Origin of the sequence: Marinobacter sp. W-8 (assembly GCF_044342215.1) — a bacterium.
Lineage (GTDB): Bacteria > Pseudomonadota > Gammaproteobacteria > Pseudomonadales > Oleiphilaceae > Marinobacter > Marinobacter nauticus.
Genome location: NZ_CP172297.1, coordinates 1,272,691 through 1,286,065, shown reverse-complemented (window position 1 = coordinate 1,286,065; position 13,375 = coordinate 1,272,691). Strand labels below are relative to the sequence as shown.

Genomic DNA, 13,375 nt, shown 5'->3' with positions numbered 1-13,375 from the left:
CGATGCTCCGTCGGTTTATTGACCCACAGAAGCGACTATCGTGATCTGTTTGTTATCCGGGATTTCCTGGTAAGAAAGCACATGCAAACGCTCTACCCCGTAGCTGGCAAACTTCGCCAGTACTGGCCGCAAGGGCCCTGAAACCAGCAGGATGGCGGGCTTGCCGAGCATTTCCTGGCGCTGCACGCTGTCCTGAAGGGATCGTTGCAGCTTTTCCACCATGTTGGGCTCAAGCACCAGACCAATGTCATCCTGACCGCCGGATTGTTGACTCTGCTGTACAGACTTCAGCAATAACTGTTCCAGGTCTGGATCCAACGTGATAACCGGGATTTCGGCGTCGTTGCCACAAATACTCTGAACAATCATCCGGCGCAGCGCCTGGCGGGCTACCGTGGTCAATACTTTCGGGTCCTGACTCTTCGGATGCACGTTCACGATGGCCTCAGCAATGGAGCGCATATCCCGCACCGGCACTTCTTCTTTCAACAGGTTCTGCAACACTTTCAACAGGATGCTGATGGAAATGGTGGTCGGCACCAGTTCCTCCGCCAGCTTGGGCGAAATCTTCTCCAGCTGGTCCAGCCACTTCTGGGCTTCCTCGTGACCGATCAATTCATGAGCGTGTTTCTGCAGGATCTGGTTCAGATGTGTCGCCACCACGGTGCTCGCATCCACCACGGTGTAACCCAGCGTCTGGGCCTGGTCTTTCCTGTCGGATTCAATCCAGATGGCGTCCAGGCCGAACGCTGGATCCTTGCCGGCAATACCTTCCACCTTGCCGAACACCTGCCCCGGATCAATGGCCAGCTCCCGCTCCGGGTGGATCTCGGCCTCGGCAATGGTCACGCCCATCAGGGTAATCCGGTAGACGTTCGGCATCAGATCCAGGTTGTCGCGAATGTGCACCGAGGGCATGAGGAAGCCCAGATCCTGCGAAAGCTTCTTACGAACCCCTTTGATCCGACTGAGCAATTGTCCACCCTGGGATTTGTCTACCAGCGGAATCAGGCGGTAGCCCACTTCCAGCCCGACAATGTCCACCGTGGCCACGTCATCCCATCCGAGCTCGCGGGTTTCCCCCGGCGCCGGCAGTGCCTGCCCCTCGCCACCCGGACGATCCGGAGAAATTTCCGCACCCTGCCGGGCAGCACCACCGGCCATGCCGCCGCGGCCAACAAAACCACCTTCATCCTCAACCGTTTGCTGCTGTTTCTTCCAGATAAACCAGGCTGCACCAGCGGCCAGCAAACCAAGGCCGAGAAACGCGATGTGGGGCATCCCCGGAATCAGACCCAACAGGATCAGGATACCAGCAGCAATGCCCAGCGCCTTGGGTGCACTGAACATCTGCTGAATGATCTGACCGCCCATATCCTGGCTGGAGGTAACCCGGGTAACCATGATGGCGGCAGACGTGGAGAGCAACAGCGAAGGAATCTGGGCAACCAGACCGTCACCGATGGTCAGCAGCGCATAACGCTCCATCGCCAGACCAAAATCCAGACCATGCTGCATCATTCCGATAGCCACACCACCGACGATGTTGATGGCCAGAATCAGCAACCCGGCAACGGCATCGCCTTTCACGAACTTCGAGGCACCGTCCATGGAGCCGTAAAAATCGGCTTCCTGGGCAATTTCCGAGCGACGTGACTTGGCCTCGTCCTGGTTGATCAGGCCGGCGTTCAAATCCGCGTCAATCGCCATCTGCTTGCCGGGCATGGCATCCAGGGTAAAGCGGGCACTGACTTCAGACACCCGGCCAGCACCTTTGGTGACAACCAGGAAGTTGATGATCATAAGGATGGCAAAGACCACGAGACCGACGGCATAGTTACCACCAATCAGGACTTCACCAAAAGACTCGATCACCTTACCGGCGGCATCGCCACCCTCATGGCCGTTCAGCAATACAATCCGGGTGGACGCCACGTTCAGGCCCAGGCGCAACAGGGTGGCCACCAGCAACACCGTGGGGAAGGAAGCAAATTCCATCGGCCGCATGGCGTACACACAAACCAGCAGAATGACGATGGACAGGGTGATATTAAAGGTGAAGAACACATCCAGCAGGAACGCCGGCATTGGCAGAATCATCATGCCAAGCAGCCCCATCAGCATCAGGGGGATGCCGAGGTTCCCCCGCGTCAGGGATTTGACGTTGTTAAGGACTAGCGCTCTGTCCATGCCGGGTCTGTCTCCACGTATCTGTGCCTGCGGGCATTTTCCGGGTCGAAAATCTGACACCAGGGGTCGCTTTCCGGGTGGTATCGCAAGAACCGTACCAGCCCTTGCAAAATTTGACGTCTGCGCACCGTTCAACGCCTGACGCAGCGGCCCAGATACGGTATCCTTTCGCCATTTGCACTATCCCGATTCAAGCCAGAAACCCGAACACACAGGTGACCCCATGCCGATCCACGAAGTGAAGCACCCTCTGATCCGCCACAAGCTCGGCCTCATGCGCCGCGCCGACATCAGTACCAAAAACTTCCGAGAGCTGGCACAGGAAGTTGGCGCGCTGCTGACCTACGAGGCCACCAAAGACTTCAACCTGCAGGAAAAAACCATTGAAGGCTGGGCCGGCCCGGTCTCCGTGGAGCAGATTCACGGCAAGAAGGTAACCATTGTACCGATCCTCCGAGCCGGTCTGGGCATGCTGGACGGCGTTCTGAGCCTGATTCCGGTGGCCCGGGTGAGTGTGGTTGGCCAGATCCGCAACGAAGACACCCTCGAAGCAGAAACCTACCTGGAGAAACTGGTAGGCGAGCTGGATCAGCGCATGGCCCTGATCATTGATCCGATGCTGGCCACCGGCGGCTCCATGATTTCTACCATCGATCTGCTCAAGAAAGCCGGCAGCACCGAAATCCGGGCGCTGGTTCTGGTGGCCGCCCCGGAGGGCGTGGAAAAGGTTCTGGAGAAACACCCGGACGTGTCCATCTACACCGCGTCGGTGGATGAGCGCCTGAACGAGAAAGGCTACATTCTGCCGGGGCTGGGCGATGCCGGCGACAAAATCTTCGGCACCAAGCAGAAGGACGTCTGAGCATGCAGGACCATAACAACGATCCGGTCTGGAAACAGGCCATTGCCGGCTCCCAGATGCTGCTGGTGGCCTTTGGCGCCCTGGTGCTGATGCCACTGATTACCGGCCTGGATCCCAACGTCGCCTTGTTCACTGCCGGCCTGGGCACCCTGATCTTTCACATTGTCACCGGTGGCCAGATCCCGATCTTCCTGGCATCATCGTTCGCGTTCATCGCGCCGGTGCTGGCCTCCAAAGGCCGCTTTGGCCTGGAAGAAACCCTCGGTGGCCTGATGGCCGCAGGCATTCTGTATATCATCCTGTCCGGGGCGGTTCGTCTGCGCGGCACCGGTTTCATTACCCGGCTGTTGCCTCCAGTGGTGATTGCACCGGTCATCATGACCATCGGCCTGGGGTTGGCTCCGGTAGCAGTGTTTATGGCTACAGGCAAAACCGGTGACGGCCAGACCCAGCTGGTGCCCTATAACACCGCCATCTGGATTGCCATGATCTCCCTGGCCGTGACCATCATCATGTCGGTCTGGGCCAAGGGCATTTTCCGGCTGATCCCGATCATGTTCGGCGTCCTCGTGGGGTACGTTCTCTCCGCCATCATGGGCATTGTTGACACCACTCCCATCCAGCAGGCTGAGTGGCTGGCGATGCCAAACTTCGTAGCACCGGCGTTCAGCTGGGGCGCTATCCTGTTCATGATTCCGGTCGCCATTGCACCGGCCATCGAACACATCGGCGACGTTCTGGCCATCGGCAACGTTACCCGCAAGAACTACCTGGAAAAACCGGGCCTGCACCGTACCCTGCTGGGTGATGGCCTGGCCACCAGCGCTGCTTCGCTGCTTGGCGGCCCGCCCAACACCACCTATTCCGAAGTGACCGGTGCGGTGATGCTGACAAAGAACTTCAACCCGAAAGTCATGTGGTGGGCGGCGTTGGTTGCCATTGTTCTGGCGTTTGTCGGCAAGTTCGGCGCCGCGCTGCAGACCATTCCGGTGCCGGTCATGGGCGGCATCCTCTGCCTGTTGTTCGGTTCAATCGCAGTGGTGGGTTTGAACACCCTGATCCGCCACCAGGTGGATCTGTCCCAGTCCCGTAATCTGGTGATCGTGGGCGTGACCCTGGTCTTTGGTATCGGCAACATGGCGCTGGGCCAGCTGGAAGGCATCGCCCTATGCGCGGTAGTTGCCATCATCCTTAACCTGATCCTGCCGGGCGAACGTGAAGCCTGGGGCAAACGGATTCACCAGCACGAATCCAGCTGACCCCGCGGAAAGCAATATCCTGCCTCTATTCCGATCCCCGGAATAGAGGGCTTCAGATATCGCGCCGCATATCGGGCGGAATCGGGAAGTCCGGCATGCCGGGCTTCGGCCCCCGGCCCTTGCGGAACTGACGCAGCTGGAAGACGTAGGCCAGCACCTGAGCAATGGCCATGTACAGGCCGTCCGGAATCTCTTCACCAATATCGGTATTGTGATACACCGCCCGTGTCAGTGGCGGTGTTCGCAGGACCTCGACCTTGTTCTCCCTGGCAATTTCCATAATCTTGAAGGCCACCTCGTCTGCCCCCTTGGCCACCACCACTGGCGCGCCCATGGTTTTCTGATCGTACTTCAATGCCACGGCATAGTGGGTCGGGTTAGTAATCACCACATCGGCCTTGGGAACGTCCTGCATCATCCGGCGCTGGGCCATCTCCCGCTGGAGCTGGCGAATCTTGCCTTTGACCTCCGGCTTGCCCTCGGTGTCCTTGTACTCGTCCTTGACCTCCTGCTTGGTCATACGGAGCTTTTTCTGGTGATCGTAGATCTGGAAAGGCACGTCGATGGCGGCAATGGCAATGGTGGCGCAGGACAGGAAGAAGAAACTCCAGCCCAATGTCCACAGTACATGCTCCATGGCCGGAACGGTGGGCTCTTCGGCGATGGCGAGCAGATCTTCGGTGCGAAGGTTCAGAATCAGGATGGCGACCGCCATCACCAGGCCCACCTTGGCAATCGCCTTGACCAGCTCGATCAGGGAGCGCATGGAGAACATTCGCCCCAGGCCCTTGATCGGATCCATCCGGTTGAATTTCGGTGCGATGGCCTTGGCACTGAACAGCAGACCGCCGATGCCAATGGAGCCGGCAATGGCGGCAATCAGCAACATCACCAGTATCGGTGACAGCGCCCAAGCCGCCTCTTTGGCTGCCAGTATCAGCTGAACACTCATATGCCGGGTATCAAAAATCGCAGAGCGCTCGATCACGAAGGAGTCGCGCATGATGGACTCAATAGATGCGCCAAGCGACGTACCAAAAATCAGAAGCCCACCAGCACCGGCCAGCAATACCGCCATGGTGGCCAGTTCCTTGGAACGGGCCGTCTGGCCTTCCTCCTTGGCCTTCTCCAAGCGTCGGGGGGTAGGCTCTTCGGTTTTTTCCTGACTGTTGTCGTTCTCTTCGGCCATGGTCAGGGTTGCCCTTGCAGAGCACGCATGAAATCGAACGTTTCCCGCGTGTACTGATCGAAGTGTGGCAGGAAATTGGCGTGTAAGACCCAGATAGCAAACAATCCAAAAATCAGGCCAATCGGAAAGCCGAGGGCGAAGATGTTCATCTGCGGTGCTGCGCGTGTCATCACACCGAAAGAGATGTTCACAATCAGAACCGCAGTCACCGCCGGCAATGCCAGCAACATGGCGGAGGCAAACATCCAGCTTATGCGATGAGCCAGCGCCCACACACCACCCTGCCCCAGCCCCTCCATGCCGATAGGCAGGGTATAGAAGCTCTCGATAAACACCTCGAAGGCCACCAGATGGCCATTCATCACCAGAAACAGCAGAGTAATAGTGATGGTGTAGATCTGTGCCAGTACCGGCACGTTAACCCCGTTGGCGGGGTCTACCATGGAGGCAAAGCCCAGGCCCATCTGCATGGCAATCATCTGCCCCGCGATCACAAACAACTGCCAGAGTGCGGTCAGGGCGAAGCCCAGGCCAACGCCAATCAGGATCTGCTGCAGCGTGATGACGACCGCGTCGGCACTGAGCGCTTCCACCTGGGGTACAGCAGGAATCATGGGCGCAATCAGAATGGTCATCAAAAGGGCCAGTCCCAGCCGAACACGGGCAGGTACCAGCTGGGTACCGAAGATGGGGATGACCATGAGGAAGCTGGCCAGCCGGAATAAGGGCCAAATATGCTGCCCCACCCACTGGCCAATCAGATCCGCACTGAACTCCGCCGGCAGCATGGGCTCAGCCGATCAGATAGGGAATGCGGGAGATCAGCCCGTTGGCGTGGTCCAGCAGGGTGGTCAGCATCCAGGGCCCGGCGGCAATGATCACGATCAGTGTGATCAGAAGGCGAGGCAGGAAACTGAGGGTCTGCTCGTTGATCTGGGTCGCCGCCTGGAAGGTACTGACCACAAGACCAATCACCAGGCCCGGCCCAATGATGACGGCAGACAGCAATACAATCAGCCAGAGCGCCTCTCGCAGTATGTCAATAACCGTTTCCGGAGTCATAATTGCCTCCTAGATCCCGTAGCTGGCAGCCAGGGTACCCATGATCAGGGCCCAGCCATCCACCAGTACAAACAGCATGATTTTAAACGGCAGCGAGATGATGATGGGCGACAGCATCATCATACCCATGGCCATCAGTACGCTGGCCACCACCATGTCGATGATCAGGAACGGAATAAACAGAATAAATCCGATCTGGAACGCTGTCTTCAGTTCACTGGTGACAAACGCCGGCATCAGAACCCAGAAGGACACGTCCTGCGGTGTTTCATACTGAACATCGGCAATCCTCATGAACAGCGCCAGGTCGTCTTCCCGGGTCTGTTCCAGCATGAACTTGCGAAACGGCTGACTGGCCAGTTCCACCGCTTCCAGCGAGGTAACCTCTTCCTGCAAATAGGGTTGCAGACCCACCCGATTGGCTTCTTCCAGTACCGGCTTCATGATGAAGATGCTCAGGAACAGCGCCAGCCCAAGCAGAATCTGGTTGGAGGGCGTGGCCTGCAACCCCAGGGCCTGACGAAGAATGGCAAAGACCACGATGATCCGGGTAAACGAGGTCATCATCATGAGCATGGCCGGCAGGAAGGTCAGCGCGGTCATCAGCGCCAGGATCTGCAGGGTTACCGAGTATTCCTCAGTGCCGTTCTCTCCGGGTTCAACAGTAAACGCCGGAATGCCCGGCAGATCAGCCTGGGCCAGGGCGGGAAGGCAAAGGCCGGCAATCAGGGCAAACCAGGGAAAACTGCGTTTGAGAATGGCCACCACCATGACGTTAGTCTTTCCTTTCCGGCGCTGACCAGGATTTGCCGATCATGGACTGCAGCTTGCGGGCGAAGTCACTGGAACCGGCAGTGCCGGCATCCACCACCGGTTCATCAAATACATGCAGGGTTCTGATCGTGCTGGGTGTGATACCAAGCAGAATCTGCTGCTGCCCCACTTCCACCAGCGCGATACGCTCCCTGGCGCCGATGGCCAGTACGGACACCACCTTGATGGCATTGTTGTTCATACCGGTCATACCGCTCATCCGCCGGATCAGCCAGGCACAGCCGTAAATGATGGCCACCACCGCCAGCAGGCCGGCTCCCAGGCTCAGTATCGTCGCCACAGTATCCGGGGCACGCCCGCCCGAGGCCGCGGTATCTCCCGCCTTTGCCGCTTCCTCAGCCAACAGCGGCAACGGTGCCCAAAGCAGCAACCAGCCAGTCAGTCTTGTCATATTATTTCTGCAGCCGTTTGATTCGCTCGCCCGGGCTGATCACGTCCGTCAACCGGATACCGAACTTCTCATTCACCATGACCACCTCACCGTGGGCGATCAGGGTGCCATTGACCAGCACATCCAGTGGCTCGCCCGCCAGCCGGTCCAGTTCGATCACCGAGCCCTGGTTCAGCTGGAGCAGATTGCGTATCGGAATCTGGGTGTTGCCCACTTCCATGGAGATGGTGACGGGGATATCCAGGATCACGTCGATGTCCGGAGACTCGCCACCACCAGCGCCCTGGTCCGCGCCAAACTCCTCCATGGGAGCGGTGCGCACGTCCTGGTGCTCCGCTTCAGGTTGATCGTCGCCACCCTCAGCCTCGGCCATAGCCGCTGCCCACTCGTCTTCCCGGGAGCCCTCTGCATCGCCAGACTCGTCCATTGCCGCTTCCCACTCGGCCGCCAGCTTTTCGTCTTCGCTGAGTTCCTGCTCGTCTTTCTTGTCGTCGTCAGCCATTGCGTCCCACCTTCAGTTGTTTCTTTACCTTGGGCAACTTGGCCCGGTCGTGAATCCTCAGCGCCAGCTTACCGTCGCGGGTGCCCAGCGTTGCCTTGTAGATTGGAATACCATTGGCGGTCACCGTCAGGTGCTCGGGAATTTCTACCGGAATCACATCGCCGGCTTTCATCCGGGCAATGTCGCGCAAAGAGATGCGGCGCCGGCAGACGGTGGTATTGATTGGCACATTGACCTCTTTGATGTCCTCCTGCAAGGCGTTTACCCAGCGTTCGTCGACATCATCAATATCACTCTGCACACCCGCATCCAGCACATCGCGGATTGGCTCGATCATCGAGTACGGCAGTGCAAAATGAAGTTCGCCGCCTCCTCCATCGAGTTCAATATGGAAGGTACTGACCACCACCACTTCGCTCGGGCTGACGATGTTGGCCATGGCCGGGTTGACTTCCGAACTGAGGTATTCGAATTCCACCTGCAAGACCGCATGCCAGGCTTCTTTCATGTCGTGGAAGACCTGATTCAGCACCATTTGCACAATGCGGGTTTCGGTAGGGGTGAATTCCCGGCCCTCGATCTTGGCATGGCGACCCTCACCACCGAAGAAGTTGTCCACCAGTTTGAACACCAGCTTGGCATCCAGCACGAACAGGGATGTACCGCGTAACGGGCGAACCTTGCACAGGTTAAGGCTGGTGGGCACATACAGGGTATGGATGTACTCACCGAATTTCATGATCTGGACACCGCCGGTGGAGACATCGGCATTGCGGCGGAGAAGGTTAAACAGACTGATACGGGTATAGCGGGCAAAACGCTCGTTAATCATCTCGAGCGTTGGCATGCGGCCACGGACGATCCGATCCTGGCTGGCGAGGTCGTAGTTCTTTACGCCGGTATCATCGGTCTCTTCATAGGTATCGATGTCACCATCATCCACCCCGTGGAGGAGGGCATCGATCTCGTCCTGTGACAGTAAATCCTGCATACCTGTTCCTGCCCCTAACTGTTGGTTATCCGCCCGGTACGATTACTGAACCACAAAATTCCGGAACAATACCCGGTCGATTGCCGGCTCCCCTTCCTGCTCCAGCACCTGATTCACGGCCTGCAGCATGCTGTCGGCCAGCGTCTGACGACCTTCCGGCGTTTGCAACTGCATGAAATCGCTGCTGCCCAGCACCATCACCAGCTGGCTGCGGATAAGCGGCATATGAACATCAGCGGCAGCCAGTGCTGCAGGATCCTTGGCCTCAAACGACACATAGACCTGGGCATAGCGCTGGCGACCCTGCGCCTGAACGGTGGTCACCAGGGCTTTCTCGATATCGGTATAGCTGCTGGCAACAAAAGCGGGTTCGGCTGAAGTCGTGGTTTCGCTGTCCTCTGCGCCGGGCAGTCCGCCACCCAGGAACCAGAGTGTCCCGACCACGGAAAGCCCCACCGCCAGGATAATGATGATCACCAGCATGATGATCAGTTTCAGCTTGCCTTTTTTGGCAGGCGCTTCGGTCGCAGTATTTTCGGCCATAACACTCGCTTGTCACTTTTTTGGCGTCCGGGAGGCTCCGAACAACCTTTCTCTGGTGTGATGCAAAGGCCGGGCCAGACAGCCCATCCCCTGTTTTCAGAACCGCAGTTTAGCGTTGCCAGAGGGGATGGGCAAAGAAGTCGGAAGACAGCAGGCTGAATTGTTCAGAAATCATCCGGACTCAGGCAAAGACGTCCACTTCGCCCCGCCAGCCCAGATCAAGCTGGCCGGTGCTCAACGACTCTGCATCAGCATCGTGGCTGGCCAGTGATGATCCACCAGAGGAACGACCATCCCCCTCACCGGCCTCACCACTCTCGCCACCGGCCTGCTGACCGCCCTGGTCAGAGACATCAAACTGCCCGAGGGATAACCCTTGCTCACCCAGCATGTCGCGGAGCCGGTGGGAGTGCTGTTCGAGCTGCTCCCTCACCACCGGGTTGGCCGCGTGCACGGTGACACTGGCCTGATCATTGTGGACTTTCACCTTGACTTCCATCGGCCCCATATCCGGAGGCGTCAGATGTATTTCGGCAACCGACATATTGCGGGCGGTCAGCCAGCTCAGCTTGCCCATGACCTTGTCGCCCCACTCCGCCTGTCCAACCGGGACATCCACCGAGGTGGTGTAGCCCCGGAGCGGAATGTTGGCGTCCGCCGCCAGTTTTCCGGGCTGTGCTGCGGTTTCCATTACACTCTGGAATCTGGGATTGGAGAGCAGACTGGTCGGATCAACGGGACGGGCGCTCTCAGCGCTTGTCGCACCGGCAAGCAGGTCGGTTAGCTGCATGCCCGGAGCCAGAGCGGTGCTGCCTCCCCCGACAGATGTTTGCCCCGGCAGGCCCTTGATCAGTCCGGAAGTGGCCTGAGTTCCTGTGAGCGCCATACTTGAAGCCAGGCTCTCAGGCCCGCCCGTACCGGCTTGGTTGGCGGCTGCAGGATACAGCGACTGAAGATTGGCAAATGTCAGGGGCATCAGCGGTTCGGCAACGACCAGGGCATCGTCTGCCTCAGTATCGCTGGTATTGCTGGTGTCACTGGCCGAGGAAGGACGGGCCGGTGAATCGGAGTCCGCTACCTGCGTTTGGTCAGTGGGCGTATCGTTTTTTTCTGGCCGGGCACTGGAGGCTTCAGCTTTCTCATCAGCCCGGTCGGCTGTCTTGCGTTCCTGCGCGGCATCAGGCTGATCCCGACGTTCGGCGCGCTTGGCATCCATCCGCTTCTGCTCGGCCCTGGACAGCTCGTCAAAACGACTGTCACCGGCCTCCGGGTCCTTCCGGCCCTGCGAATTCGCTGCACCGACCTCTGGCTGACTCGTTTTCGCCGGTGCCTGGGGAAGTATGGTCTGTTGCATGGCAACCTCTTGCCGCTTTAGATCTCAGGTAGCCCCTGTTCGGAGCGTCTTCCTGCGAGCTGCAAAAGCGGTGCCAAACCTTCACACGGGCTGACGTTCAGGCCTCCTGGCCAAAGTTCAGCAAACGCTGGGCTACCTCCGAAAACTCGGCCTCAATCCGTTCAAGCACTGCAGGGGCCTGTTCCAGAGTGGCGTCATTGCCCAGTTGCTCGGCCTCAAAACACAGTCCTCCGAGCCTGGGAGCACCGATATTGATGCAACTGCCCTTGAAGCTGTGCGCGGTCTTGGCGAAGTGCTCCGGATCGGCCGTTGCCAGCGCATCTCTCAGGTCGTCAATGCGTGAACGGGAGTCTGCCAGGTAGGTCTGGATCAGGACATCAAACTCGTCTTCCATCACATCCTGCAGTTCGGCCAGCGCCTCCACGTCAAGATGGGGTTTGTCGTTCATTCGCTATCCTCGTTTGTCGGCACTCAGGCGCCACTGATTATGGCCGCGTCGGGGAACCACCAATCATAGACGATTTCCACGCGATTGCCCCGGCCGTGAACCTTGAGATTTCGCGTCATACGCCGGAGGATTTCCAGCCCCCGGCCCGCGTATCGGCCGGTTGAAGCCGCCTGCTGTTGCATCACTGTGTCAGAATATTCAGCAAAATCAAAACCATCACCACTGTCTTCACAGACAACGGTAAGGGTACCTCCACCCTCCCTGGGCTGATGCTCCAGAGAAAACCGTATGAAATGCCCATCAGTGTTACCCAGTCTGCGTGTTCGCTCCTGGTAATAACGACTGAAACCGCCCGGTGACGTTTTCCACTCTGAGGACAAGGCCAGCACACCGTGTTCCAGGGCATTGTTGTAAAGTTCCGACAACAGCGTGTAGACCTCGCCGCTTCGGCTCCTCAGACCGGGCACTTCCATACAGACATGCAGTAAAAGCGGCAGTGGGTTGAAGTCTGCCAGGGTCTGTTCCCGCAGCTCATAGATGCAGTGCCAGTCCGCCGGCCCGGTCAGCGCCGATTCCGGAATCTTGTCCGGCATTGCCTCGGGCGCCTCCGCCCGGACCATTTGCAAACAGCACAGCGTCAGGTCATCGGCCAGCTCTGGCTTACCGGTATGCTGTTGCATTCTCGCCAGCAGGGCCTCGAACGGCTCCTGCCCTGTTTCCAGCCCGGCCAGCACGCTCAGGACACCTTCCTCGCCCAGACTTTCACCCGCACTGTTGGGCGCCTCGGGGAGCCCGTCGGTCATCATCACCAGCCAGTCGCCCGGTGCCGCATCCAGCACGGTCATGGAGGCCGAAAACTGGTCCGGCTCCCGGACACCCAGCGGCAGATGCCGGGACGGAATGGCGACACGGTCGCCTCCGGCACGCAACAGCCAGCCATCCGGCAAGCCACCATTCCAGACACGCAGGCTGTTGTGTTTGAAGTCAGCCTCAACCATCAAACCACAACAGAACATGCCTACCGGCAGTATTCGCCGAAGCTTGCGGTTAATTTCCCGGAGGACATCCGGGGCGCCAAAGCCTTTGGCCGCCATCCCGTAGAAGATTTCAGCAACCGGCATGGCGCCAATGGCGGCAGGTAATCCGTGCCCGGTGAAATCACCCAGAAACACCAGAGTGCCGCCCCCGGGGCGCTGAGCAGCAAACAATACATCACCGTTGAAAACCGAGAGGGGGGATGCATGGTGGCGGATGTTGGGGGCATCCAGACAACCGGTATGGGCAATGTTATCAAACACCCGCCGCGCCGTGCGCTGCTCGTCCAGCATCTGCTGATTCTGGCGCCGAATATGGTCACGCTGGTCCGACAATGCCTGGTGCAACCCCCTCATACGATTAAACGCGTTAATCTTCGCTTCCAGAATCACGCGATTGTAGGGTTTGACGAGAAAGTCGTCGCCGCCGGCCTCAAGACACCGGGCCAGATCACCCGCCCCCGACAGGGAGGTGAGAAAGATGAGCGGCACCAGGCGCTCGCCTGCCAGCACCTTGATTTGGCGGGCGGCTTCCATTCCGTCCATCCGGGGCATCAGGGCGTCCAGCAACACCAGATCCGGCTGGGATTCCCGGAACAGTTCCACCGCCTCGGTACCGTCTTCGGCCTCAATCACGGTATGGCCCAGGCGGCTTACCAGCCGCGCCAGAATCAACCTGTCGCTGGCACTGTCCTCGGCAAGAAGTACCTTCAAGG

General features: G+C 58.8%; 14 protein-coding genes. 2 read left to right on the top strand and 12 right to left on the bottom strand.

What is annotated here, in order from left to right:
- Window positions 1-15: 15 nt before the first annotated feature.
- Window positions 16-2,190 carry a flagellar biosynthesis protein FlhA gene (gene flhA / locus ACF8YQ_RS05890; protein WP_014421044.1) on the bottom strand — a complete coding sequence of 725 codons (2,175 nt, stop codon included), beginning with the start codon at window positions 2,188-2,190 and terminating at the stop codon, window positions 16-18.
- A gap of 223 nt (window positions 2,191-2,413) precedes the next feature.
- Here flhA and upp point away from each other — a divergent pair, with 223 nt between their 5' ends.
- Window positions 2,414-3,052 (top strand): uracil phosphoribosyltransferase, encoded by a 639-nt coding sequence (upp, locus tag ACF8YQ_RS05885; RefSeq protein ID WP_011785453.1) that lies wholly within the window; start codon window positions 2,414-2,416, stop codon window positions 3,050-3,052.
- A 2-nt stretch (window positions 3,053-3,054) separates the two neighbouring features.
- Entirely contained in the window at window positions 3,055-4,311 is a 1,257-nt protein-coding gene (locus ACF8YQ_RS05880) for a uracil-xanthine permease family protein (RefSeq protein ID WP_396622867.1), read from the top strand.
- 52 nt (window positions 4,312-4,363) lie between these two features.
- Here the strand turns inward: ACF8YQ_RS05880 and flhB are convergent, their stop codons facing one another.
- The 11 genes from flhB to ACF8YQ_RS05825 all read right to left on the bottom strand — a co-directional run bounded on the left by flhB (window position 4,364) and on the right by ACF8YQ_RS05825 (window position 13,373).
- Window positions 4,364-5,500, bottom strand: a complete 1,137-nt coding sequence (gene flhB, locus ACF8YQ_RS05875; protein WP_011785455.1) for a flagellar biosynthesis protein FlhB — start codon at window positions 5,498-5,500, stop codon at window positions 4,364-4,366.
- 2 nt (window positions 5,501-5,502) lie between these two features.
- Window positions 5,503-6,288 (bottom strand): flagellar biosynthetic protein FliR, encoded by a 786-nt coding sequence (gene fliR, locus ACF8YQ_RS05870; protein ID WP_396622866.1) that lies wholly within the window; start codon window positions 6,286-6,288, stop codon window positions 5,503-5,505.
- Window positions 6,289-6,292: 4 nt separating this feature from the next.
- Window positions 6,293-6,562 carry a flagellar biosynthesis protein FliQ gene (fliQ, locus tag ACF8YQ_RS05865; RefSeq protein ID WP_011785457.1) on the bottom strand — a complete coding sequence of 90 codons (270 nt, stop codon included), beginning with the start codon at window positions 6,560-6,562 and terminating at the stop codon, window positions 6,293-6,295.
- 9 nt (window positions 6,563-6,571) lie between these two features.
- A complete protein-coding gene (gene fliP, locus ACF8YQ_RS05860; protein WP_396622865.1) occupies window positions 6,572-7,333 on the bottom strand; it encodes a flagellar type III secretion system pore protein FliP in 762 nt (253 codons plus the stop codon).
- A gap of 4 nt (window positions 7,334-7,337) precedes the next feature.
- Window positions 7,338-7,787 carry a flagellar biosynthetic protein FliO gene (gene fliO, locus ACF8YQ_RS05855; protein WP_396622864.1) on the bottom strand — a complete coding sequence of 150 codons (450 nt, stop codon included), beginning with the start codon at window positions 7,785-7,787 and terminating at the stop codon, window positions 7,338-7,340.
- Between the two features lies 1 nt (window position 7,788).
- Complete coding sequence (fliN, locus tag ACF8YQ_RS05850; protein ID WP_023009861.1) at window positions 7,789-8,289, bottom strand: flagellar motor switch protein FliN; 501 nt, start codon at window positions 8,287-8,289, stop codon at window positions 7,789-7,791.
- On the bottom strand, window positions 8,282-9,280 hold the full coding sequence (fliM, locus tag ACF8YQ_RS05845; protein WP_011785461.1) for a flagellar motor switch protein FliM: 999 nt from the start codon (window positions 9,278-9,280) through the stop codon (window positions 8,282-8,284). The genes fliN and fliM overlap by 8 nt, the downstream gene beginning before the upstream one ends.
- 42 nt (window positions 9,281-9,322) lie before the next feature.
- Window positions 9,323-9,823: a flagellar basal body-associated protein FliL gene (gene fliL, locus ACF8YQ_RS05840; RefSeq protein ID WP_396622863.1), complete on the bottom strand. Its 501-nt coding sequence runs from the start codon at window positions 9,821-9,823 to the stop codon at window positions 9,323-9,325.
- A gap of 181 nt (window positions 9,824-10,004) precedes the next feature.
- On the bottom strand, window positions 10,005-11,177 hold the full coding sequence (locus ACF8YQ_RS05835; protein WP_396622862.1) for a flagellar hook-length control protein FliK: 1,173 nt from the start codon (window positions 11,175-11,177) through the stop codon (window positions 10,005-10,007).
- A gap of 97 nt (window positions 11,178-11,274) precedes the next feature.
- Window positions 11,275-11,625: an Hpt domain-containing protein gene (locus ACF8YQ_RS05830; protein WP_022991620.1), complete on the bottom strand. Its 351-nt coding sequence runs from the start codon at window positions 11,623-11,625 to the stop codon at window positions 11,275-11,277.
- A 23-nt stretch (window positions 11,626-11,648) separates the two neighbouring features.
- Complete coding sequence (locus ACF8YQ_RS05825) at window positions 11,649-13,373, bottom strand: SpoIIE family protein phosphatase (protein ID WP_396622861.1); 1,725 nt, start codon at window positions 13,371-13,373, stop codon at window positions 11,649-11,651.
- Window positions 13,374-13,375: the final 2 nt, after the last annotated feature.